The sequence below is a fragment of the [Flexibacter] sp. ATCC 35103 genome, assembly GCF_001975985.1.
In the GTDB taxonomy this organism is placed as follows: domain Bacteria; phylum Bacteroidota; class Bacteroidia; order Flavobacteriales; family Flavobacteriaceae; genus Flavobacterium.
In genome coordinates, this window is the sequence record NZ_MTQF01000001.1 from 157,921 (window position 1) to 182,101 (window position 24,181).

Annotated in this window: 28 protein-coding genes; 14 read left to right on the forward strand and 14 right to left on the reverse strand. The window is 33.9% G+C overall.

Annotated elements, in window-relative coordinates:
• Positions 1 to 37: 37 nt before the first annotated feature.
• From BXU01_RS00580 to BXU01_RS00595, 4 genes are all read left to right on the forward strand, one after another.
• Positions 38 to 1,498 (forward strand): NAD(P)/FAD-dependent oxidoreductase, encoded by a 1,461-nt coding sequence (locus tag BXU01_RS00580; RefSeq protein ID WP_083691227.1) that lies wholly within the window; start codon positions 38 to 40, stop codon positions 1,496 to 1,498.
• 107 nt (positions 1,499 to 1,605) lie between these two features.
• Positions 1,606 to 2,487, forward strand: a complete 882-nt coding sequence (locus BXU01_RS00585) for a helix-turn-helix domain-containing protein (protein WP_123773899.1) — start codon at positions 1,606 to 1,608, stop codon at positions 2,485 to 2,487.
• A 60-nt stretch (positions 2,488 to 2,547) separates the two neighbouring features.
• The gene (locus BXU01_RS00590) at positions 2,548 to 3,354 is read left to right on the forward strand and encodes an inositol monophosphatase family protein (RefSeq protein WP_083691229.1); all 807 of its coding nucleotides are present in this window, start codon (positions 2,548 to 2,550) and stop codon (positions 3,352 to 3,354) included.
• A gap of 1 nt (position 3,355) precedes the next feature.
• Positions 3,356 to 3,982 carry an NAD(P)-dependent oxidoreductase gene (locus BXU01_RS00595; protein ID WP_083691230.1) on the forward strand — a complete coding sequence of 209 codons (627 nt, stop codon included), beginning with the start codon at positions 3,356 to 3,358 and terminating at the stop codon, positions 3,980 to 3,982.
• A gap of 156 nt (positions 3,983 to 4,138) precedes the next feature.
• Here BXU01_RS00595 and BXU01_RS00600 read toward each other — a convergent pair whose 3' ends face one another.
• The 5 genes from BXU01_RS00600 to BXU01_RS00620 all read right to left on the reverse strand — a co-directional run bounded on the left by BXU01_RS00600 (position 4,139) and on the right by BXU01_RS00620 (position 8,532).
• Positions 4,139 to 5,533, reverse strand: a complete 1,395-nt coding sequence (locus tag BXU01_RS00600) for an aldehyde dehydrogenase family protein (protein WP_083691231.1) — start codon at positions 5,531 to 5,533, stop codon at positions 4,139 to 4,141.
• 101 nt (positions 5,534 to 5,634) lie between these two features.
• Positions 5,635 to 5,937: a putative quinol monooxygenase gene (locus tag BXU01_RS00605; protein ID WP_083691232.1), complete on the reverse strand. Its 303-nt coding sequence runs from the start codon at positions 5,935 to 5,937 to the stop codon at positions 5,635 to 5,637.
• A gap of 94 nt (positions 5,938 to 6,031) precedes the next feature.
• The gene (locus tag BXU01_RS00610) at positions 6,032 to 6,820 is read right to left on the reverse strand and encodes a type 1 glutamine amidotransferase domain-containing protein (RefSeq protein ID WP_206196594.1); all 789 of its coding nucleotides are present in this window, start codon (positions 6,818 to 6,820) and stop codon (positions 6,032 to 6,034) included.
• Positions 6,821 to 6,948: 128 nt separating this feature from the next.
• A complete protein-coding gene (locus BXU01_RS00615) occupies positions 6,949 to 7,518 on the reverse strand; it encodes a Crp/Fnr family transcriptional regulator (protein WP_055092713.1) in 570 nt (189 codons plus the stop codon).
• A gap of 36 nt (positions 7,519 to 7,554) precedes the next feature.
• Entirely contained in the window at positions 7,555 to 8,532 is a 978-nt protein-coding gene (locus BXU01_RS00620) for a Gfo/Idh/MocA family protein (RefSeq protein WP_083691233.1), read from the reverse strand.
• A 140-nt stretch (positions 8,533 to 8,672) separates the two neighbouring features.
• On the opposite strand from BXU01_RS00620, the gene BXU01_RS00625 reads away from it, so the two are divergent.
• Positions 8,673 to 9,041, forward strand: coding sequence for a helix-turn-helix domain-containing protein (locus BXU01_RS00625; protein WP_083691234.1), 369 nt, complete (start codon positions 8,673 to 8,675; stop codon positions 9,039 to 9,041).
• Between the two features lie 15 nt (positions 9,042 to 9,056).
• Here BXU01_RS00625 and BXU01_RS00630 read toward each other — a convergent pair whose 3' ends face one another.
• Positions 9,057 to 9,443 (reverse strand): helix-turn-helix domain-containing protein, encoded by a 387-nt coding sequence (locus BXU01_RS00630; RefSeq protein ID WP_083691235.1) that lies wholly within the window; start codon positions 9,441 to 9,443, stop codon positions 9,057 to 9,059.
• A 112-nt stretch (positions 9,444 to 9,555) separates the two neighbouring features.
• On the opposite strand from BXU01_RS00630, the gene BXU01_RS00635 reads away from it, so the two are divergent.
• Complete coding sequence (locus tag BXU01_RS00635) at positions 9,556 to 10,080, forward strand: polyketide cyclase (protein WP_083691236.1); 525 nt, start codon at positions 9,556 to 9,558, stop codon at positions 10,078 to 10,080.
• A gap of 127 nt (positions 10,081 to 10,207) precedes the next feature.
• On the opposite strand, the gene BXU01_RS00640 is transcribed toward BXU01_RS00635, so the two are convergent.
• The 3 genes from BXU01_RS00640 to BXU01_RS00650 form a co-directional block, all read right to left on the reverse strand.
• A complete protein-coding gene (locus BXU01_RS00640) occupies positions 10,208 to 11,206 on the reverse strand; it encodes a VOC family protein (protein ID WP_083691237.1) in 999 nt (332 codons plus the stop codon).
• A 41-nt stretch (positions 11,207 to 11,247) separates the two neighbouring features.
• Positions 11,248 to 12,105 (reverse strand): SDR family oxidoreductase, encoded by an 858-nt coding sequence (locus BXU01_RS00645; RefSeq protein WP_083691847.1) that lies wholly within the window; start codon positions 12,103 to 12,105, stop codon positions 11,248 to 11,250.
• A 167-nt stretch (positions 12,106 to 12,272) separates the two neighbouring features.
• Positions 12,273 to 12,851, reverse strand: a complete 579-nt coding sequence (locus tag BXU01_RS00650; protein WP_083691238.1) for a Crp/Fnr family transcriptional regulator — start codon at positions 12,849 to 12,851, stop codon at positions 12,273 to 12,275.
• A gap of 240 nt (positions 12,852 to 13,091) precedes the next feature.
• Between BXU01_RS00650 and BXU01_RS00655 the strand changes: the two genes are divergently transcribed.
• From BXU01_RS00655 to BXU01_RS00665, 6 genes are all read left to right on the forward strand, one after another.
• Complete coding sequence (locus BXU01_RS00655) at positions 13,092 to 13,334, forward strand: hypothetical protein (RefSeq protein WP_083691239.1); 243 nt, start codon at positions 13,092 to 13,094, stop codon at positions 13,332 to 13,334.
• A 177-nt stretch (positions 13,335 to 13,511) separates the two neighbouring features.
• Positions 13,512 to 13,652, forward strand: a complete 141-nt coding sequence (locus BXU01_RS23570; RefSeq protein WP_165689739.1) for a hypothetical protein — start codon at positions 13,512 to 13,514, stop codon at positions 13,650 to 13,652.
• Positions 13,653 to 13,680: 28 nt separating this feature from the next.
• Positions 13,681 to 13,845 (forward strand): hypothetical protein, encoded by a 165-nt coding sequence (locus tag BXU01_RS23575; protein WP_165689740.1) that lies wholly within the window; start codon positions 13,681 to 13,683, stop codon positions 13,843 to 13,845.
• A 135-nt stretch (positions 13,846 to 13,980) separates the two neighbouring features.
• Positions 13,981 to 14,253, forward strand: coding sequence for a hypothetical protein (locus BXU01_RS00660; RefSeq protein WP_083691240.1), 273 nt, complete (start codon positions 13,981 to 13,983; stop codon positions 14,251 to 14,253).
• Between the two features lie 279 nt (positions 14,254 to 14,532).
• A complete protein-coding gene (locus BXU01_RS23580) occupies positions 14,533 to 14,691 on the forward strand; it encodes a hypothetical protein (RefSeq protein ID WP_165689741.1) in 159 nt (52 codons plus the stop codon).
• Between the two features lie 207 nt (positions 14,692 to 14,898).
• The gene (locus BXU01_RS00665; protein ID WP_083691241.1) at positions 14,899 to 15,273 is read left to right on the forward strand and encodes a response regulator; all 375 of its coding nucleotides are present in this window, start codon (positions 14,899 to 14,901) and stop codon (positions 15,271 to 15,273) included.
• A 44-nt stretch (positions 15,274 to 15,317) separates the two neighbouring features.
• On the opposite strand, the gene BXU01_RS00670 is transcribed toward BXU01_RS00665, so the two are convergent.
• Complete coding sequence (locus BXU01_RS00670; RefSeq protein WP_083691242.1) at positions 15,318 to 15,554, reverse strand: hypothetical protein; 237 nt, start codon at positions 15,552 to 15,554, stop codon at positions 15,318 to 15,320.
• A gap of 170 nt (positions 15,555 to 15,724) precedes the next feature.
• Here BXU01_RS00670 and BXU01_RS00675 point away from each other — a divergent pair, with 170 nt between their 5' ends.
• Positions 15,725 to 19,009, forward strand: coding sequence for a chemotaxis protein CheB (locus BXU01_RS00675; RefSeq protein WP_083691243.1), 3,285 nt, complete (start codon positions 15,725 to 15,727; stop codon positions 19,007 to 19,009).
• A gap of 24 nt (positions 19,010 to 19,033) precedes the next feature.
• Positions 19,034 to 19,462 (forward strand): hypothetical protein, encoded by a 429-nt coding sequence (locus tag BXU01_RS00680; RefSeq protein WP_083691244.1) that lies wholly within the window; start codon positions 19,034 to 19,036, stop codon positions 19,460 to 19,462.
• Between the two features lie 90 nt (positions 19,463 to 19,552).
• Here the strand turns inward: BXU01_RS00680 and BXU01_RS00685 are convergent, their stop codons facing one another.
• From BXU01_RS00685 to BXU01_RS00700, 4 genes are all read right to left on the reverse strand, one after another.
• Positions 19,553 to 20,392, reverse strand: a complete 840-nt coding sequence (locus BXU01_RS00685; RefSeq protein WP_083691245.1) for a DUF4249 domain-containing protein — start codon at positions 20,390 to 20,392, stop codon at positions 19,553 to 19,555.
• Positions 20,393 to 20,396: 4 nt separating this feature from the next.
• Positions 20,397 to 23,015, reverse strand: coding sequence for a TonB-dependent receptor domain-containing protein (locus BXU01_RS00690; RefSeq protein WP_083691246.1), 2,619 nt, complete (start codon positions 23,013 to 23,015; stop codon positions 20,397 to 20,399).
• Between the two features lie 99 nt (positions 23,016 to 23,114).
• Positions 23,115 to 23,984, reverse strand: coding sequence for a FecR family protein (locus BXU01_RS00695; RefSeq protein WP_255373672.1), 870 nt, complete (start codon positions 23,982 to 23,984; stop codon positions 23,115 to 23,117).
• Complete coding sequence (locus BXU01_RS00700) at positions 23,969 to 24,178, reverse strand: hypothetical protein (protein WP_083691247.1); 210 nt, start codon at positions 24,176 to 24,178, stop codon at positions 23,969 to 23,971. The genes BXU01_RS00695 and BXU01_RS00700 overlap by 16 nt, the downstream gene beginning before the upstream one ends.
• Positions 24,179 to 24,181: the final 3 nt, after the last annotated feature.

Sequence of the window (24,181 nt, forward strand, 5' to 3'; positions counted from 1 at the left end):
TTTTTCTATAAAGTGAAGTCAGGATCAAATAAATAAAATGGAAGAAAAAAAAGGGAAGAATGAAGACGGAAGCTGGACTATTTGTGAGGAATGTCAGGGTCGTGGCAAAAAAAGCCGCAGACTCAGCAAGAAAGTTCGGCTTAACTACCAGATAGCTTTAGATCAATTCGAAAAAACGTCAAGCGAAGGAACAGCTCCCGTACGTCCTAAAAGTCCTTTGTATTCCTGCCAGGACTGTCAGGGATCAGGATTGATACGCTCTGCACAATATCCTGTGGCTGATCCTGAAAATTACCCACACGTTGCCATTATTGGAGGCGGTATTGGAGGCGTTGCTTTGGCTGTTGCCTGTTTGCATCGCGGAATTCCTTTTACGCTTTTTGAACGTGACACCCATTTTGATGCCCGATCACAGGGTTACGGACTTACCTTGCAACAAGCCAGTAAAGCAATCGAAGCATTGGGAATTTTTTCGCTGGCAGATGGCGTGGTTTCGACAAGACATATGGTTCATACCACAGAAGGAAAAGTGATTGGAGAATGGGGAATTAGAAAGTGGCTACAAACCGATTCAAAAACTGCTGTAAAACGCACAAACATTCATATTGCACGACAATCTTTGCGTTTAGAATTACTGGAACAATTGGGCGGAGATAATGCTGTGCAATGGGGACATCAGTTAATAGATTTTACACAAAATAATGCTGAAGATGTTGTATTGAAATTTCAGGTAAACGGAGAAATAAAAAGTTATAACGCAGATCTTGTTGTTGGCGCAGATGGTATTCGCAGTTCTGTTCGCAGGCTGTTGATTGGTGAGGATAGTACTCCTTTACGTTATTTGGGCTGCATTGTAATATTGGGTATTTGCCCTTTAAGTGTTCTCGAAAATCTCGATAGTCCGTTACTGGATTCGGCTACCGTATTTCAAACTGCGAATGGTAACGAACGTATTTACATAATGCCTTTTACATCAGATTCTGTAATGTGGCAGCTTAGTTTTCCTATGCCGGAAAATGAAGCAAAGGCTCTTAGCGCTCAGGGAACTCAGGCACTTAAGGAAGAAGCGTGTCGCAGAACGCAATGGCACAATCCTGTTCCTCAGATTTTAGCCGCAACGCAGGAAGCCCAAATTTCAGGATATCCTGTATATGACCGCGAATTACCAACGTTAGAATTATTGAATAAAAACGGAAAAGCAACCTTGATTGGGGATGCAGCGCACCCAATGAGTCCGTTTAAAGGACAAGGTGCAAATCAGGCGCTGCTGGATGCGCTTGCACTTGCCCGCGGAATTTCGAAAGGCTGCAGACCTTTATCACAATGGAGAAAAGCGGGAATAAGAGAAAGTGTATTGACTGAGTTTGAAGCAGAAATGTTAGAACGAAGTGCTGTAAAAGTAAAAGATTCAGCAGATGCGGCTCAGTTTCTGCATTCTGAAATTGTACTTTATGAAGGTGATGAACCACGCGGACGCTGTTTAAAGAATAAAGAATAATTTCTATTTTATATTCTTAAGTAGAAACTGTAAAGGATATGTCGGCAAACATTCCATAATCATTTGAAGTTTAATCTCTATTTTTGTACTTAAAAAGTGTTGCAATCTTGAAAAATCAAAACCAAAATATTAAACAATTTGAACTTCCACCTTCTGCAAAGTCAGGAATTATCATTGTTAATATGGAGGATAAAAAAGCAGAAAATCACGACATCTCAAAACCGCACCGGGATAACCATTGCCAATTAATGGTAGCTGTAAGGGGAAAGTTTAAATTAAACATTGATTTTGAGATTATCGAATTTACGCAACCTGCCCTACTTTGCATTTTTCCTGAAGAAGTGCATCATATTATCGAAGTAACAAATCCAAAAGGATGGATGATTAGTTTTGATCCGTCGCTGGTTAACAAAGAAGTCCTGCAGCTTTTAGAAAATAAAATAAATAACCCGTTTTTACCTCAACCAGAATCTGCTCTTTTCAAACAGCTTGTTATCCTGATGGATCTCATTGAAAAAGTGCAGTCAGAAAACCTTAATAACTACACTCAAAAAACGATTCATTCCTTATTAAATGGTCTTTTAAGCCTTATTGCCGGAGAAATCACTTCGCATTTACCACTTGAGAAAGAGAAAGAAAATCGCGGAATTATTATTAAAGAAGCTTTTATAAAACTCACAAAAGAACACTATAAAACCTGGAAACAGCCTGCACAATATGCATCGGCACTTTCTATCTCGACCGCACATTTAAACGATACTGTAAAATCAGTAACCGGAAGTCCCGTTTCTGTTCATATTCAGGAAGCATCGATTCTGGAAGCTAAAAGACTCTTGTACTTTACAGATAATACGGTCAGGGAAATTGCTTATGAAGTTGGTTATGATGAACCTGTTTATTTTGGAAAACTGTTTAAAAAAGTAACCAACCTCACTCCGCTTGAATTTCGGAAAAAATTCCGTGATCAGGACTATCCTTCCCTTCATTAAAACTATCTTTTAGGACGAACCTGTAAGTAGCTTTGCATTGTAATTAATACTACAAATGATATGCAAAACGAAATCAATAATAACATCATACTCGATGCAGTACGAAAAGTAGGTAACGTCTTTTTAACAGACTACAAGCAAAATTCCATACCACAAACTATGGATGAACTCTTAAAACAATTAGAAGATATCGATACATTGTGTCTTACTTCTTTAAAAGAGGATTTATCTACGGAATTCCCAAATACGCCCTGGCATATTGGAGACGAATTTGATACCAATTCTCAAAGAAATCCTGCAGAAATTGAAGAATACTGGCTTTGTGATGCCATGGATGGCGCTATACAATATCTTCAGCATATTGCAGGATGGACGATAAATTTGGTACTTATACGCAACGGAAAACCTTTTTTTGCGGTAATTTATGATCCATTGGCCAATGAAATGTTTTGGGCACAAGACGGTAAAGGTGCTTTTATGAATGGGGAATCTCTAAAAATCAGTCGTAAAACAGATCCTGCGGTTATGCTTGCTGTTTTTGAATATGGTCATCAGGATAAATCCAATAATAACCTGAATGAGAAAATTGGTGCAACCGTAACTAAACTGCTGGGAAATTTTGGGATTGTTAGAAATTACGGCCCACACGGATTGCAATTAGCCTATGTTGGCGCAGGAAGAATTGATTTGTTTGTTCAGGAAGATATCGATACATACAACTGGATTGCAGGTTTGCTGATCGCCAAAGAAGCCGGTGCCGAAATCCTGACCACTACCGGAAACTCATGGAAATGGGGAAGCGAAAGCTTACTGGTCGCACAAAAAAACATCACTGAAAAATATCTGCAAATTAAATCATCAAACTAAAATGAATATAGCAATTATAGGAGCCGGAGCAGGAATTGGACTTGAATCTGTTTTAAAAGCACTAAAAAACGGACATGTGGTAACGGCGTTATCTACCAATACGGATAAAATCCCAGATCATCCTAACTTAATTAAAATCAACGGGAGTGCCACATCGCCAATAGATTTAAAAAATGCCATTAAAGGTTCTGATGCTGTGCTTATAACTGTGGGAACAAAAAATAAAAAAGCCACTACTCTATTTTCTGATATTGCGATTGCACTTTTAAAAGTGGCTGATGAATTAAATTTTTCTTCTCCTGTTTTGGTGATTACTGGTTTTGGAGCCGGAGAAAGTAAAAATTATTTAAGCTTTTTTATGAAAACCGTGATCTCGTTATTCCTTAAAGAACAATATGCCAATAAAACCATAATGGAAGAACTGATTACAAAAAGCAACCTAAAATGGGAAATCGTACGACCGGGAATGCTAACAAATGCTGATGCAACCTCAGCTTACAAGGTATTACCCGTTTTACAAAAAGGAATGAAAGTTACAAAGATTTCACGCGCAGATGTTGCTCATTATTTAATAAATGAAGCCGAAAACCCAAAAATGCTGTATCAATATGTTGCCTTAACAAATTAATTTAAATAGGTTGGTGTTATTTTACTACAAAGGGCACAAAGTTTTTTTTCAGTAGAGTTTAAATAAACCACAAAGAACGCAAAGCTTTGTGTTCTTTGTGGTTGTCAACCTATTTATTAAAAAATCTTTGTGCCTTTTGCGGTAAATTTTTTATTTCTATAAAGATTTACTTTTAAAAACCATCATTTTCTCTCTCACCATATCTTCTATTGTATAAGAGATTCCGCCCATCCCTAAACCCGAAGAATCCCTGCCGCCAAAAGGCATCCAGTCTACTCTAAAAGCAGTATTGTCATTAATCATAACAGCTGTGGCATTTAATTTTTTTGCAGTATCTAAAGCAATATCAACATTTTTTGTAAATACGGCTGCCTGAAAATGAACTTCTAATGCATTTGCTCTTTTTATGGCTTCTTCCCTGTCTGTAAAAGAATAAATACAAACTACAGGACCAAAAATTTCACTGGTTGATACTTTTGAATTTTCTGACGGGTTAAACAAAACTGTTGGCTGAAAACAAGTGTCGGAAATTCGTTTTCCCCCAGTAATTAATGTTGCTCCTTCTTGTATTGCTTCATTAACCCATTGTTCAACTCGATCGACTTCTTTTGGCGTAATAAGCGAACCTACATCTGTTGTTTTATCAAACGGATTACCAACAATTAGTTTATCGGTTGCCTCAGCAAAAACTTCAATAAAACGATCACTAATTTCCTGATTCACATAAATTTTCTGTACAGAAACGCAAACCTGTCCTGCATGATAAAAACCTCCTTTTACCAAATCCGGAATCATCTCGCTAAAATCAGCGTCACTTTCTACAATTACCGGTGCCGCACCTCCATGTTCTAATGCACATCTGGTTCCCGGAGACAATTTACTTTTTAAGGACCAGCCTACTTTTGCTGAGCCTATAAAAGTTAAAAAATGAATCCTGCGATCTGTTACCAATAATTCTGCGGTTTCATTGTCGCATAAAACCACTTGCAGCCATCCTGCAGGTAATCCGGCTTCTTTTAGAATATCTGCAAGTGCAAGACCTGATAATGGCGTACTGCTTGCCGGTTTAAATATTACCGGACAACCGGCAGCAATAGCAGTTGCAACTTGATGCACCGCTAAGTTTAAAGGGTGATTAAAAGCACTTACAGCAGCAACAACACCTATAGGTTCTTTTGATGTAAAAGCAATCCTGTTTACAGATGCTTCTGTAAGTGCCATTGGTATTTGTTCGCCTTTTATTTGTGAGATGTGCTCTGCAGCTAATTTTACTCCTTTTATCGCTCTAAGTATTTCTGCTTTTGAATCTTTATATGGTTTTCCGCCTTCACTTATGGCAAGATGTATCAATTCCTCGCTCCTGTCATTCATGATCGAAGCTGTTTTTTCTAATATTTCGATTCTTTTATAAGCCGGAATCCAGCCGGATTGATTCTCAAATAAAGTATAAGCAGTATTGAGTATTGTTTCAACGTCGTTTTTATTGATCATCGGTACTTCTTTTACCGGACTTTGATCGTATGGGAATATTATTTGTGCTGTCTTTTCCATAATTATTTTTATATATAAACTTAAATTTAGTCAAATTATCCCTGATCACAATGTCAATTCATTCAAAAATCAACAATCAAATCATTCAAAAATCTAACAATCTAATCTAAAGGAGTTGCCAGGATAATTTCTCTTTTTTCTAATAAAGGAACGATTTTGCCCAAAACCAATTCCTGAAAATGTGTAGAATTTCTATGCTCTGTTACCGCCAATTCGTTTGTATATCCTTCAAATAAGACTAAAGTATCAGCATCTGAATTACTTTGATGAATGGTATAGAACAGGTTTCCTTCTTCTTTTACGCTTTCGGCCTGTACGGTTTTAAGTATATTTAAAACGTTTGTAAGCTGGCCTTCTTTCACTTTCCATGTAGCGAAAACATTAACCGGATTTTGATTTTCCATTTTTATATTTTTTAAAATTATATTAATCAATTATATGTGTTTAGTGAAATCTATTGATCTTCTTTCAAGTAAGAAGACCAATAGAATCAGGATATTACTTTTTAGAAGATTCTAAAATTACAATCATTTTTTCAGCTACGCCTTTTGCCGAAGCAGGATTTTGACCCGTAACCAGATTACCATCAGCAATACTATGCGCTGACCAAATTGCTGCGGCATGAAATTTTGCGCCTTGTTTCGTTAATGCTGTTTCTAATAAAAAGGGTACATCAGCAATTGCGTAACCTCTTTCTTCTTCATCTGTAAACGAGGTGATATTTTTATCCTTTACCAGATAGTTTCCGTTGCTTAGTTTTACATTTAATAATGATACCGGACCGTGACACACTGCTCCTACAACTGCATTACGTTCGTAGGTTTCTTTAATCACTTTTTTAAGAAGATCGTTTTCCGGCATATCCACCATTGGTGCAAGTCCGCCTGGTACAAAAACAGCATCGTATTTACTGGTATCTACATTTGATAATTTAACTGCTTTTTGCATTGCTTCCCATCCTTTTCCGGTTAAAAAAGCAAGATTATCAGGATCATTTGCCAAATTAAGCGCGTCTAAATAAGGTGTATCTCCTGTTAGGCTGGCAAAATCTATTTGGTAATTTGCTTTGTCGAATTCAGCATAAGGATGTGCTACTTCTGGTAAAAATATTCCGGTTCTTCTGTTGTTTGGTCCAATTGCATTGGCATTAGACACAATAATTAAAATTCGCTTGTTCATTTTTGTTTCTTTTTTAAGGGTTGTTTTTTGTGATGTGTTTTCTTTTTGGTTTTGTGCATACGAAGAAAAAAAGGCAAGTGCCATTGTTGCGATCATAAGTTTTTTCATTGCTATAATTTTTTAGTTGTTATGAATTATTTACAAGGCAAATTTATGTCGGTACCCAACCTCAATACGAGGATCAAAGTCACAAAAAAAGTGTGATGGAAATCACACTTTAAGAATTAAACAGCTATTTATTTATTGTTGGAGTAAAGCCTGCTAAGGGTTTCACGGCTTACACCAAGATATTCTGCGATATATTTTTTGGGGATTTTTTGCATGAGATTGGGATAAAGGTCTGCAAATTCTTTATATCGCTGCTGCGGATTATTAGAAAGCAATGAGATTACCCTTTGCTGAAGCGCCATATACCCTTTAGTAAGTTTTACTCTAAAAAAGTGTTCCATTTTATGTAGTGTAACCGAGAGTTTTTCCCTTCCGTCAAGTGTAAGGCACAAAACCTCCCCAGCCTCCATACAAACCACATACATATTTGCGGGCTTTTGATTGAAATAGGAAATGTAATCAGACATCCACCAGTTTTCTGTGGCAAATTGCACAATGTGTTCTTTACCATCTTCATCCAGATAAAAAACCCTGAAAATACCGCTCATAATAATATACTCATATTTGGCATCGTCTCCTTGCTGAATAAGATATTGATTTTTTAATACCTTTCTGATCGTGAAAAATGGCTTGATCGACTCAAACTCTTCATCACTTACCGGTATAATTTCTTCAATATGTTTTCTAAGCTTTTCCATTAGGTTATTTTTACATTTTCAAAGATAAAAGATTTATTATTGTTTAATAACATCGAGAATATTTAAAATAGTTGCTGTGTTATCTATAGATTGCTGCATTATCATTATCTGTTTTTCGCTATTATAATGGGTACAATAATTAGCAAAAGATTCGGCTTCAAAAAATAAACCACTGCCAAAAGGAACTTCGATTTTCTCTAATTCATAATTCCAGTCTAAACCTTTTTTAACCTCGATATAAGCTGTATTGGGTTTTGTAATATTATTGTAACCTGCCGTAATAATACCATTAGATCCTATTACACGAACATAACGATGCGGAGCTGCATTAAAATTACAATTTAACTGCGCCGTTATTCCGTTTTCAAACTGTAGCATTGCAGAAACAGCAGTATCTAAACCTTTATCGTTAAAACTGCCAAATGCTACTATTTCTTTCGGATTCTTGCCCGTAATTTCACGAATAATACTAACCGGATAAGCTCCTGCATCCCACATTACACCTCCTCCCAGTTCCGGATTCAGTCGTATATTGTTTTCGGCATTGTCAACAGTAAAACCAAAGTCGGCATAGATTTGTGATACTTCGCCAATAGCACCCTCTTTTATCATTTTCAGCATCAAAATAGTCTGGGGTTGAAATTTATACGGAAAACCTTCCATTAAAAATACATTGTTGCGTATTGCTTCTTCATACATTTTAGTTACATCTTCGATTGTCAGGGCAATTGGTTTTTCACATAAAATATGTTTTTTTGCCTGAGCAGCTTTTATCACCCATTCTGCATGCAATGTATTAGGCAATGGTATATAAACAGCTTCTATTTCAGGATCATCAAGAAGTTCCTCATAAGAAGCATACGCTTTTTCTATACCAAATTCAGCTGCAAAATTTGTGGCTTTTTCTAAGCTGCGACTTGCTATTGCTGTGATTTTAATTGTCGCAGAATCTTTTAAAACCTCTGTAAAGGAGCGCGAAACATTTGCCGTACCCATGATTCCTATTTTTAGCATATCTTCTAAAATTTGTCGGTTTTTGTTATATTTAACCGTGTTAAGGAAACAAAAGTAGCGGTATGATTTGGTCCTGAAAAGTACTTACCATTTGGTTAGGTATTCACATATTAGTTAGATTTGCAGAAAATTAGATCGTTATGAACGAAAAAAAATTAGAAAAAAATACAATCGGAGAAAATTACACAGATGGTGATGCGTATTTTTCCTGTCATGTTGAACTTGCCAACAAAAGTATCAGTGGCAAATGGAAAATACTTATTTTATACAGATTGTCCCTGAGTCCCGTAATAAGATATAGTGAACTAAGAAAAGAAGTAGGAACAATTTCTGAAAAGATGCTTGCAAGCCAGCTTAGAGATCTTGAAAATGATGGTCTGGTTCACAGAACAGTATATCCTGTAATACCGCCTAAAGTTGAATATAGCCTTACGGAAAACGGAAAAGGAATTATTCCGGTTATTATAGCTTTGAGAAATTTTGGTTGTTTTTTAAAACATCGTTCTTAAAAACATTTCTTAAGGTTATGATTCTGATATAAATTCCCCTTTTTGGGTTACAATCTGATTTCCCCAATTGGTGATGGCTTCTAATGCCGGAATGAAGGTTTTACCAAAATCTGTCATTTCGTAAATCACTTTAATGGGAGGTTTTTCGCCATATACTTTTCTGGTTACTATTCCATCTTTTTCGAGTTGTTTTAATTGTAAACTCAAAGTCATTTCTGTCACTAACGAAATTTCTTTTCTCAATTCACTGAATCTTTTTTCAGTGTCTTTTAGATGATACAAAATTACAGCTTTCCATTTTCCACCAATTAAATCCATTGCCAGGCTTACGGTACAAGGATAAGTCTTTCCTGCAACTTTTACATAATTCCCCACACATTCTTTACTACTTTTTTTTGACATTGTTTTCCTTTATTTGACCTATCTATTTTGATAGTTATTGCACAATCAGATAACTATAAATAATTTTGCAGCTATAATTTTTATAGTCCAAATTTAAAATAAATAAAATAGTATGCAAAATTCAATTGTATGGCCTGACGAATATCTTCCGGGAACAACAGATAATTATTGTTCAAATGAAGTTATCGTTGCGGGTTTAACCACAAATGATATCTGGCCTTTTCTTAGTAATCCTTTTGCCTGGCCTAAATATTACAGCAATTCATCTGACATAGAATTTATCAATAAAGAAGATCAATTATTGTATGAAAACGTACGATTTAGATTCAAAACTTTTGGTTTTCCTATCGAAGCACAAATAACAGAATTTATCGCTCCTAAACTCGGTGAACCTGCAAGAATAGCATGGCATGGATGGGCCGAAGGAGATTCTGAAACAAGATTAGATGTTATTCATGCATGGCTTATCGAGGATTTATCAGGCGGGAGAGTTAGAATCCTGACTCAGGAATCTCAAATTGGCAAACCAGCGCAGGAATTGGCCAATACAAAACCTAACCCAATGATAAACGGGCATCAGGATTGGCTGGACGGTTTGGTTAAAGCGGCAAAAGAAAATCTAAAATCCAGTTATTGAGATCTGATAGGATAACTTCAAACTGCTAAAACATTTATAAGTTTTTTTTAATTCAAAAAGCCCTAAATCAACTGATTTAGGGCTTTTTGAATTTTGTTTTTATTGCTATTTAATAAAGCTTCAGGACTTATTTTGCCTCTACAAACACATATAGTTTTTGAACTTTGCCATTTTCAATCACAAATAAATCCATTCCGGTTACGGTATCAGGTTTTGCTTTTGAACCAAATTGCCAGTAAAGACGCGCCACATTATGATTTGTTTCAACAGATTTAGCCGTAAATTTAGAATCCGGATTTTTTTGCTGTAACCCAATAATAAAGGAACTTATTTCGTCGTGTCCTACTGCTATAAAGTTACGGTCAACCATTTCTATATCAGTTGCATAAATTTGATTTAATAATGAAATGCGTTTTGTCTGATCTTTTTCATTCCAGACTTCAAGATGTTTTGCAATTAATGCTTTGTTCTTACCGGAATCAAAATCAGCTGTATTTGCTTTATATACTGCTGCATTTTTTGGTGACCATAACAGGATTTTGGGATTCGATTTTTCATACCCTTTTCCGTTTGGATAGGAAACTAGTTCCATTTTAGAACCCCACGGTGTTTCAAAATAAACCCATGATTCTCCTGCCGTATCTCCGGAAGGTGTCAGGAAAGGTTCTCCCAGTATTTTGACTCCCTTACTTTTAAGATATTTTACTGCAGCCTGAATATCTGCAGTATAAAAAGCAATATGCGATGCCCCAATATCATCTGCGTCAGGATGAACACGTTTACCTTTATTATCTGCATATTGAAATACCTCGATACTGGCGCCGGTTCCGGCATTTATCATTTTTATGGTAACCGCCCCAGTTTCGGGATTAATATGATTTAGTTCTTTCCAGGCTGCATCAAGTGGTATGGGACCAAGTTGTGTTACGGGCGTAAATCCCAATACATTGCTAAAAAAATCTACCGCACTATTAAGGTCCGGAACATTTATTCCTACATGATCAATGCCTATAATTCCTGCGTTGTTTTGTGCCGCTGCTTTTTCTGAAGTAGAAAAAAATAAAACCAGATTCAGTAACGCAATTGCTGAAGTTTGTAATTGTTTTGATTTATTATTTGTTTTCATTGTATAAGTATTCTATTATTGAATAGTGATTTAAAAATGAATTAATTACTGTAAGCTGCTAACCATTTTGCTTTAATTGCTGCGCGTGCCTGAATAAATTCTTTATCTGTTCCTTGTGCAATCGCATCTAATGGAAAACGTAATGGACGTTCTCCTTTTTTCATGTTAACCAACTCAAGGATTCCATCGGCAATGGTTTGCGGATTCATATCAAACTGAGCCATTTTACCAAATAATGCAGCTCCCAATGCGTTGAATTTATCTGCAGCAGCGTCACCATATTGATCTATTATTTCCTGTTTATCTGCATGTATACCCGCTTTTGAGCCATTATTCATTTCTGTAGGATATACACCGGGTTGTATGCTTACGTTTTCGATTCCGTAATCAGCAAGTTCATCCTGTAAGCCTTCAGTAAAACTTTCTACCACAAGTTTTGATGCGATATACGGAATCATAAATGGCAATGTATGCCCACTTGCGCCTGTAGTAATATTAATGATTAGTCCATTTTTAGCTTCTCTCATAGAAGGAAGAACAGCCTGATAAGTGCGAAGTATACTGTAAACATTTACATCAAACATTTTACGCATCTGATCGATAGAATATCCTTCGAGTAAACCAAAACCGCTTACGGCAGCATTATTAATAAGGACATCGATTTTGCCGTATTTAGCAAGTACTTTTTCAAAGGCATTTTTTACAGATGTGTCGTCTGTAACATCAATATCGACTACCTCAATATTGGGCAATGCTGCCATTTCTTTTGCTGTGTCTGCATTTTTATCTTTTGTATTGCGCATTCCTGCAATTACTGAATGGCCTGCGTTTGCTAATGTTATAGCGGTAAGTTTACCAAAGCCTGTACTTGTACCTGTAATGAAAATTGTTTTTGACATGATTTCTAATTTTAAATGTTTATAATGTTTATTTCTTTTTAACATTACAAAGTTGCGCAGATTGCAAAACCTGTACATTGATTAGAAATAAGTAAAAACTTGATATAGATCAAGCCTTTTTCATACAGCATAAAAAAAGGAGCTTAGAAGCTCCTTATATATTATGATTATTTTTTTGCCGTTAGTTTTCGTATACGGCTTAATGTCTCCGGCGTCATGCCCAGATAAGAGGCTATCATTGTTTGTGGAATACGCGAAGCAAATCCCGGATATTTATGTATAAAATTTAAATATTTTTCTTCTGCAGTCAAACTTAACGAGGCCTGAATGCGGTTTTGAGCTGCTATAAAGCTTTTTTGCAAAATTGTATTCACCATAGTATTAAAGGCGGGTATTTCACGACAAAGCAATTCAAAATTATCATGGGTAAACAATACAAGTTCACTATCTTCAATAGCATCTATATTAAAACGTGATGGCTGCTGAAACATTAAACTTTCCCTGTCGCCTGTCCACCAGTTTTCTATACTGAAACTATTAACATGTTCACTCCCTTTTTCATCTACTGAATAAGTACGCAGACAACCTTGTGTAATAAAAGCATCATATTTCCAGATGTCTCCTTCCTGAAGCAAATATTGTCTTTTACGAAGCTTTTTTATAATAGCAAATGACTTGATATAATCTGACTCAGCTAATGTAAGCGTTGCTTTATCCTCCAGATATTTTTGAAATATTTCATACATAGATTGTAAAATTATATAAAAGTTCCCAAATTATCCTTTTTGATATAAAGCAATCTTAACCAGATTTTCTGTAATAACCTGTAAATTATATAATTTCAAAATGTTTAAATATAAACTTTTGTAATGGCAACCTATTTATATTTAGCTCTTTATCCTATTCTCGCACAATAAAACTTCAGAAAAATAAACTTTTTTACTTTAAATTTTCTACTTAAAAAGGAACTTAAAAATTGATATATTATGAATTATGAAGAAAAAGAAAATCATAATCGACATGGTAAGGATTTTCAAGACAATAAGAAAAAAATGAGGACTCATGATTTAAATTCTTCTTCTTTATATCATTCCATAACTATTGGAGGTGAATATGAAATTTGCCTAAATTTGAGAAATAAATGTAATGCTCTAAAATGGGATGACGAAGATTTATTTAAAACTAAAAAGGACGATAATTTTGACCATAAAGACAATTGTGATGGATAATATGATCTCTTATTTACCATTATTATATAATGCACAGCATTTTTAAATCTATAAAAAAATCACAAATTAATTATCGTCATAAGATGGTAATTATATAAAAATCAAGCCTTAATTATATAAAAAAATATTTTGTCCCTAAATTATTTTTGGTTAAATAACATTAAAATGATTAACATTATGGACACAAGAAAATCAAATCCTACTGTCGGAAAAAAACATGACGACCAGGACAAAAAAGCTGATGGTTCTAGAAATGTAACGCACAAATCAGTTCACAATTCCGAAAAAAATGGAAACAGAAAAGATGCGAAGAAATAATTTGTAATTTAAAATTATGAATCGCATTATGGCATTTATTCAAGAGAACATTTTGAATAAATTTAAAAAATCTAAATTATCTGATGAAAACAAGGCACAGACTGTTGAAGAATTTATAAATAATGATCCCAATCATAAAGAAAATAATGATACAGTGCATTCATCAGATAATTTAGATAATAAAAATGAATAGGATGAGATAAATTTAGATCTAAAACTAAATTTCATTTATTCATGTACGTCCCACATTCTATAACTTTTGTAGACATACTATTTATAGAATTCAATTTATACTTTACTTCAAAAATATAAATTATAATTTTTTATTATGGAAAATATAATGAATACGAATACGCCAGACGAGGCGGTAAAAAATGTAAGTAAGTATTATCCTGCGGTTTACTTTCTCTGCGCAGGATTAGGATCCTTAGCGATTGGATCTGCCTTAAAAATGTTTGGACAAAATCAAATGGGTTCTGTTATTTCAAAATTTACAATGCCTTTAATAGCTGTTGGTCTTTATAAAACCTTGAAAAATATCTCCCCAACAGAAAACACAGACCAAACAAATCAAAAAGAGGAACAAATAGAAAAAGAATAATTTTAAAAATTACTTCCTGTATCCCACCTTCTTTTAGCATTTTAAAACTTACTCTTGATTATCTACTATAATCAACGGATACAGGAAGTTTTTATATAACAATCTTTCATTCCAATATTCTCTTCCCTCTATCATCTTTCCTCTATCCTCTTTTTTCTATCCTCTTCTTCCTGAAAACATGGAAATTATATAACAAAAAAATGAAATTATATAAACTCGTGTTTGGTCATGATTTTACATTTACGAAAATTAATTGAAAATAACTTTAAGAAAAGAATTATGAAAATGCTAAAAATTAGAATTATTTTGACCATTATTTTAATTACAATTTTAAATGCAAACTGCGCTCCTCACTGTGATGACGAAGATTATGCACGTGATAAAAAAGAGGCTGCACTTTATCAAAAGGATTCACTTCACGTTTCTATAGTGGATTAATTTCTCTACAATTTTTTTAGGAAAAGCTTGTTGTGCAGATAACAAGCTTTTTTTACCCCTCATGCTAATTAATTATGAAAAAATTCTTACTATTCATCCCTCCCGTATAATTTTTTGATTTCTCATAACAGAATTATGTTATTTAACCACAAGTTTTTCTAAAGAATTACACTTGCAAATTGTGCTACAATCAACAATCAAATCATTATGAAATATAAAAACATTCTACAAATAGATGACGATTATGATGACTGCAATTTCTTTTTAGAGGCACTCGAGGAGGTTTCTGCTGCTGCTTATACAGCGATTCATAATCCAGTTCATGCTTTGCAAAAGCTTATCAATAATGAAATTCGTCCTGATCTGATTTTTCTTGATATCAATATGCCTTTTATGAATGGTATGGAAGTATTGACAGAAATAAAAAAAAGGGAAGTAATAAAAAACATTCCGATAATTATATTTTCAACCTCGATACCATTAGATATAAAAACCAAAATAAGAGATTTAGGAGCCATAGATTTTTATACTAAGCCTAATGATTTTAAAGTTCTGAAAAATCTACTGAAAAATTTGATATAAAAAAACCTGTACAAAAACAGGTTTTCTAAAATCTGTATGACAGATTACTGCGGAATTGAATCTTTTCCGGTTTTGGTTGTTTTCATTTTATGCTTTTTAGCCGGATTCGTTTTTGTTGAATCAGTTTTATAAGTTGATTTTTTTTCAACTTTCGATTTCGTGGTACGATTCACAATTGTATCAGGCTTAGATTTAGCTTTTTTTGTTGTTTTAGTGGTTTCCTGGGCAAAGCTAAATCCCATAACTGCTAACATGACGATTGTAATAAGCATATTTTTCATAGCATTGATTTTTAATTAATTATGAGTTTTAAAATCATTTAAAGCTCAAATTTTATAAATATCAAAACTTAAATTTTATATAATTTTACATGAATTTTATATGATTCCCATTTTGTAAACATTTATTATTATGAAAGACATTATAACTTTGATTCAAATAATAAAACACCATGAAACTAACTGACAATCAAGAACCTAAAAAGTCTAAACAGGATTTTCCTGTGGTTGGTATCGGCGCGTCTGCCGGTGGATTGGATGCTTTTAAAAAATTATTAAATGCCATACCAGTCGACTCCGGAATGGCGTATGTTCTGGTACAGCATTTATCGCCGGATCATCCCAGCAATTTGGTTGAAATTTTATCACCACATACTAAAATACCGGTACATGAAATTATCAATGATATTAATCTGGCTCCAAACCATGTTTATATCATACCGGAGAATACGAATTTAATTGCAGAAGACGGTATTCTGAAAATACATCCCAGAACCCGAAACGAACGAAAAAATGCTTCAATCGATATTTTCTTTGAATCATTAGCACAAGTTCATAAGAGTTTTGCGATTGGTATAATTCTTTCAGGAACTGCTTTTGACGGTACTTTTGGATTAAAAAAAATCAAAGAACTTGGCGGTGTCACAATTGCTCAGGATCCGGATACAGCTGCTTTTAAAGGAATGCCCCAAAGTGCTATTGAAGCTGATACAGTCGATCATATACTGGCGCCTGAGCTAATACCGCAGCAATTGATTCAGATTCAAAAAAGCTATAAAACTAATCATGCCTACAGTGAACAAGATCATTCGCTGAAGAATGAAGAGGAAATTCTAAACCTAATTACAAATCTCATTTTATTAAGGACCGGAAATGATTTCAGTAATTATAAACGTCCCACAATACGACGCCGCATTGCCAGAAGAATGGTTATCGCCCGCAAAGATACTTTAGAAGATTATTACTATTATCTTAGAAATGACAAAACAGAACAAGATTTACTTTTTAATGATTTTTTGATTCCGGTTACGTATTTTTTCCGGGATACGAGTGCTTTTGAGTCTTTGACCAATTTAGTTTTTCCGCAGCTGATTCAGAATATATCAAATAATAATTTACGTATTTGGGTTGCAGGATGTGCCACCGGTGAAGAAGCGTATTCTATTGCCATAAGCATTCATGAATTTCTTATCGAAAAAAATAATAAGGATATAAAGGTTCAGATTTTTGCTTCGGACGTTTCTGAAAAATTCATTTCAAAAGCCCGAACTGCTATTTATTCTGTACAGGATGTGCAACAGGTTTCGCCCGCAAGACTGCAAAATTATTTTACAAAACATGACGGATATTATCATGTTAATAAAGTAATACGGGAAATGTGCATTTTTGCGGTACATAACTTTATAAAAGATCCGCCTTTTGCCCGTATTAATTTAATATCCTGCAGAAATGTACTAATATATCTTAATCCGTTTTTGCAAAGTAAAGTATTGAACTCTTTTCATTATTCGCTAAAAGAAAAAGGGATTTTATTTCTTGGAAAATCAGAAACCGCAAACAGTGCGCATAGTTTATTTGAACCTATTGGCATAAACGAAAAAATATATGTTCGTAAATCTGCCTTTACACATTATGTGCCTGAAGCTTTTAAACCATTAAACTTAATTATAAACAGTGAAATCGAACCCTTTGAAAAAAAGAATTCGCCTGAAACTGATTTTAGAAAAATGGCGTATGATATTTTATTTTTACAATATACGCCGGCAAGTGTTATTATAAATGAACAGCTTGAAATTGTGCATTTTCATGGAGATACGAGTTTCTATTTATTGCCTTCGCCCGGAAAACCCAATTTTAATATTCTGAAAATGGCGCGTGAAGGGATAAGTTTTGAACTTCGTAATGCTATTTTGAAGATAAAAAAATATAAAAAAAATGTTTTCAAAGAGAATCTAATTGTTAAAAACCAGCCTTATACAGCTTCGTTTGAAATCGTTTCAATTCCTGATGACGAAGAGCATTTAATGATTCTTTTTTACAAAAAACCGCTTGCTAATTTAGACGGAGACAAAAACATCAGGAAAAGTTCTAATCAAAACCGAATTGTTGAACTTGAAAATGAATTGACCCAGCTTCGCGCAGATATCAAGCGTGTAACCGAAGAACAGCAAACGGCATTTGAAGAACTTCAATCTACAAATGAAGAATTGTTAAGCAGCAGTGAAGAGTTGCAGGCGATGAATGAGGAACTGGAAACCTCAACTGAAGAATTGCAATCTAATAATGAGGAATTAATGTGTGTCAATGACGAATTAGTAGATCGTCAGGAACAATTGATTTCGATGAGAAATTATTCAGAATCTATCTTTAAAACGATTCGGGAACCTTTATTGATTATCGACCGGGATTTTTTTGTAAAAAGTGCCAATCCTTCTTTTTACAAATACTTTCAAACCACAGAAAAAGAAACCGAAGGACATTCTTTTTTTGAAATTGGGGATTGCCAGTGGGATATTCCGGAATTTAAAGATCTAATCGTCAAAATGCTGGGAGACAGAGCATCTATTGAAGATTTTCAGGTTCATACGATGTGCAAAGGAATTGGCAAAAAAATCATGATGGTAAATGCCAGACGAATCCTAAATGCAAAACCTGCCGGAATGATTCTTTTGGCACTGGAAGATATCACTGATGTTGTTACGGCAAATGAACAGCTCACGATTAAAAATCTGGAATTACAGAAATATAACGAACAGCTCGAAACATTTAGCTCTGCTGCAAGTCATGATTTACAGGAACCGCTTCGTAAAATTCATATATTTTGCCAGCGAATTATCGACAACGAAAAAAACCTGTCAGAAACAAGCAGGCACAATCTTGACCGAATGTTATTTGCGGTAACTAATATGAGTCAGTTAATTGCTGATCTTATCGATTACACCCGAATAAACTTTGTAGAAAAAGAGTATAAAAAAACAGATCTGAATGTGCTCTTAAAGAAAACAATGTCTGATATTAAAGATGTTATTTTAGAAAAAAATGCTGTAATTGAGATTGCTGCATTTCCGCAACTAAAGGTAATACCCTATCAAATACAGCAGCTTTTTAGCAATTTGATTCTCAATGCTGTTAAATATACAAAAGAAGGTGTTGTACCTCAGATTAAAATTGAAACGCAAAAACCTTCAATTGATGAGATACTGGAAATTGGAGGGAACAAGGATATTAATTATATTAAAATTTCTATAACCGATAATGGTATTGGGTTTGATCAGGAATTTGATGCTAAAATTTTTGAACCTTTTTATCGCTTGCACAGCAACAACCAATATCACGGCAGTGGACTTGGATTGACTTTAGTAAAAAAAATTGTAGACAATCATCACGGATTTATTACAGTGAGAAGCAAGGTAAATGAAGGAACCGTATTTTATATTTATTTGCCTGTGCAGCTATAAAATAATCAACGTAAATGAAATCAAATGGAGAAAATAGAGACAAGCAATTTTAATAAACTTATTGGAATTTGGGTAACCAAAGGAACTGTTTCACCTGAAAATGAGGAACTAATAGGTATTGATACGTATGAATATATTTTGAACGGAAACTATATCCTGCACAAAGCTGATGTAAAAATGGGTAATGAAAGAAGCCAGACTTTCGAAATTATTTATTTGGGAAATTCTACAGAAAGGGCAAAAATGCAATACTATAATTCTAAAGGCGAAAATGGTTCTATGACGGGTTACCTGTCTAAAAATATTTTTAAAATTAGAAACAGCACTATGAGATTTGAAGGGAAATTTAATGAGGAGAGTACAGAATTAATTGGAAAATGGTTTATCAAAGAAAATGATAAATGGATCAACTTCATTGATCTTAAACTTAAAAAGCAAAAGGAATCTGTGTAGAAAAAATGCCTCAATTTATAAGGCAAAAAAATACACCTGACATACGTTTATATGCCAGATGTACTTACAAATCAACCTTCAATTAAATTCTTATTTTACGGTGTATACGATATGGTTTGCTTCACAAAGCCTGAAATACCCTAATGCAAAATTGTTCGTATCAGTAGTATTGATAATATTTCCTCTGATATTGCCCGGTACTGCGCCAAAAGGGTTCGAATTTGCTGCTTCTAAAATTAAATTCATATAATTATAAAAGTTTTTAGAAATACCACGATGTGTGATATCAAGAATTTTTCCTGGCTTTAGATCTGTATCCGTAAATTTTTCATTTATTTCATTTCCGTTAATAAATTCATCACTTGTCACGGTGTATTCCGGATAAGGCATAAAATCAGCTTTATAATCTGTCAAATAATAATTAGCCTGATCCGCGGGATCTTTATAATAAAATGTAACCACAAGAAGATCCGGTCCTGTTATATCAGCCATAAATTCCTGATCTATTTTTTCAATTGGCGTTACAGAAGTTAATTTTTCAGTGGCTGTTAAACTTTGTCCGTCTACATCTACAAATAATTTATATTCCATATTAAGTACAGGAACAAAATTAGTACAGACATATAAACCGGGCGCAGATTCATTAAATTTAAAAATATTCCCGTTACTATTTTCAACTCTTACCTGTGCTCCTGAAACTTTTGGTACTTCAGCACTGTAATAAGGGGCCATTCTGGTTATTTTTATCGTTTGTTCGCTGCCGTCAGTTCCTTTTTCCCAAATTATTTCAGCATCAATCACTATTTTAGGATCTCCAGCTTCTAAATCAAGCTCAACAAGCTTATCACAAGACAAAAAAAGCAAAACGAAAAGAAGACTGAATAAAGTAAATGCTTTACTTTTAAAATTGTATTTTTTTAATCTCAACATGGTATTAAAATTTAAAATTATAAGAAACTCCGGGAACTAATCCGTAAATAGAGAGTTGTCTGGACTCATTCGCTCCTGTATTATCATTTTGTGAAAACATCATCGATGCAGCATTTTGCCTGTTATAAAGGTTATAAATGCTAAATACCCAATAGCTTTGCCATCCTTTCTTTTTATCCGGTTTAGGTGTGTAGGTTGCACCAACATCTAAATGGTGATATGCAGGAAGTCTGTTAGAATTTCTTAAGGTATAGTTGGGTATATTTCTTCCGCCAAATTCATAATAACCATTTGGGTACGTTACTGGCTGGCCTGACTGCAAGGAGAAATTAGTATTAAAAGACCATTTAGGACTAAGTTCATAATTTGCGGTAATATTCAGGTTATGCAATTTATCATATCCTGATAAATACCATTCACCGTTTGCAATACCCGGTTCTTCGGCTGTTCTTCCCGGCGTTTTTTGTTCTGCTTTAGACAAGGTATAAGAAACCCAACCGGTAAAACGACCGGTATTTTTTCTAAATAATAATTCCATACCATATGATCTGGCTTTTCCGGTCAGGATATCCTGTTCAATATTATTGTTCCCCAACAAATTTGCACCATCAATATAATCGATACGGTTTTTAATGTTTTTATAAAATAATTCTCCTTCAAAGGAGTATTCACGTTCTTTAAAATTTTTGAAATATCCTACTGCATATTGATCCAGCATTTGAGGTTTTGTAAAAGGTCCGCTTGGTGTCCAGATAGTCATAGGTAACGGAGCACGCGTGTTAGACAGCATATGAATATATTGCGCCATCCTGTTGTAGCTTGCCTTTACAGAAGTTTCATCATTAAAAGCATATGATAATGCCAATCGTGGTTCAAAATTATTAAAACTGCTGATCGTTTTTCCTTTTCCATAATATTTGCTTCCGGTTGGTGTTGCTTCTTCATAAATATGATATAAGGGATTATATACTACTGCTTCTCCATTTTCATACGTACTGATCGTTTCGTTACCCAAACGATAAAATGTACTGTAACGAAGTCCGTAACGAAGATTCAGTTTTTCTGTAACCTGATTTTCAACATCCAGGTAGGCAGATGTTTCTAAAGCATATTTTTTATCTAATTGATTATAATTAAATTGAGAATCAACGCCATAAGGCTGTACAGTTCCCGGATTAAAATCATAATATAAACCATCAATACCATAGTTAAGTTTAAAATTGTCTGATATGGTGTGGTTCCAATTGTATTTTAAGCCATAATTACTGATTTTACTATCCCATTCAAATTTTTGAAATGGTATTTGCAGATTAAATTTATAATCACTGTAAAAAACAGAAAGATTCGTATTTAACTTGTCTGAAAATTTATGTTTCCAACTCACCGTTCCCATCGTATTACCGTATGTACTGGCAAAGAAATTATTGATATCAAATAAATCATTACCCATATATCCGGAAAAAGCGATTGTATTATTTGCTCCCAGACGGTAATTGAACTTCGCATTAATATCATAAAACATTACAGAACTCTTAATATCAGTAAGTTTTAAAAACAAATGCGCATAAGAAGCACGTCCGGCAATAATAAACGAACCTACATCTTTTTTTAAAGGGCCTTGCACTAAAAGTCGGCTTGAGATAAGACCAATACCACCATTTACTTTGTAATCCGTGAGATCTCCGGTTTGCTGGCTAACATCAAGAACGGAGGAAACGCGACCTCCAAATTTAGACGGAATCCCACCTTTGTATAAATCTAATCCGCTGACAACATCTGCATTAAAAATAGAGAAAAATCCAAACATATGAGAATCCCCGTATACCGGAGCACCATCTAAAAGAATTAAATTTTGATCAGCGGCACCACCACGAACATTAAAACCGGATGAAGCTTCACCTGCATTCGTAACACCAGGCAAAGTCAGTAATGATTTTAAAGGATCCGGTTCACCCATCGCTGTCGGCAGTCTTTTAATCTCAGCCATCGAAAGTTTATTAACACTCATTTGAGTATTCTTTACATCAACTGCCTTACTTGTGGTTATAATTACCTGCTCTAGTTCCTGACTGTCAGAATCCATGATAAAATTTACCCTTGCATCATCCGTAATTTCAATTTGCTTTTCTTTATTGTTTAGCCCAATATAACTAATCACAACAGTATAAGTTCCTTTATCCAATTCTAAAGAAAACATCCCGTTTTTGTCTGTTATAGTACCGGCGTCAGTTTCTTTGATGTAAACATTTGCACCAATAACAGCTTCTCTGTTGTCGTCCAGAACTTGTCCGGTTAACCTACTTTTTTTTTTAGTTGTAGTGGTTTTAGATGTTTTTTTCTTTACAAAAATATTATTGCCTACTATCGAAAACTGAATATTTGCAATTGTATTCAGGTCATTTATAAGATCTTCTATTTTGATATTTTTATAGCTATGTTTTTTTGTAAAGTATTTTTGATCTGTATTTATTTGATCTGTAAAAGCAAATTTAAAGTCGGTTTGATTTTCAATTTGCTTAAAAAACTCTTTTAATGTTAGCGTTTGATCTACCGTTACGGTAATGTTCTGGGAGAACACAGACAAACTGAATAAAAAAAAGCATGCTGAAATTATATGCTTCATGAAATTTTGTATTTTTGATTATTATTGAATGTGATAGTGTATACTATCCTGAATATGGGAAGGATGTTTAGTTTCGCGGCTAGGACATCCTTTTCTTTTCTATTGAAAAGTAATCTGTTTTAAATTTTCATTTACTTCATAGTTTAGGTTATACATTTCTGATATTAACTGGATTATCGTTTTTAAATCTTCTTTTTTATTTATTCTCATCGTAATTCTCTGGTGATAATATTCCTGAGGAATGGTCACATGATAGCCATAATTAGCCTCAATATAAGTGCTTACAACACTTAATTTTTCATTCTCAAAATCTATAAACCTATTAAAATCAGTTACTAAAGCAATTTTATTGTTATAGGTAAATTTTTCGCCCGGTTTTAATATCCATTTTTTGTTTTGATCTTTTACGCTCATCTGAACACTTCCTTCAAAAAGTTCCACTATTACACCTTTTTCATCTTGTCCTACTACAGAAAAAGAAGTCCCTAATACGGTAGTCGTAGTTTCGTTGCAAAAAACCTGAAATGGATGTTTTTTATCTTTTTTGACTTTAAAATAAGCTTCCCCTTCCATTTCAATTTTTCTGTGGATTTGAAAATTATTTGCATAAGCAATTTTAGAATGTGGGCTCAACTCTACCTTCGAACTGTCTGGCAAGAAAACTGTTTTTATTTTTGAAGTCTTATTTTCAATTACATTCGAAGCAAACTGAATTGCTTCATCTCCAGGAGTTCTGTTAAAGTAAAGTCCGGTTCCAACAAAAACAAAAATTAAAACTGTGGCTGCAGCTGCATAATGCCAAACCTTAAATTTCTTCTTTTTTGAAGGGAATGCTTTTGATTGAAATTCTTGCCATGAAAACTCCTTCTCATTATCTGAATGAGAAATGGGAGTTTCACCCCAGATTTTTTTTAACTCTTCTTCTATTTTCTTTTCGTCCATATCTTTTGAGGCTAAATTTTTTGACAATGAAATCCCTGTTTATTAAAAACACCATAAACCATTTCTTTAATATCCCTGTTGGTTTCGATTTTTAGAACACGATCGTTATTCTCTAAATCAAAATTCATGATACAATCAGAAATGATGAACTGCAGAAGCACTACAATAAATTTTGCATCTTCCTTTGTGGTAACATCAGTTTTATAAGACTCAATATGCATTTT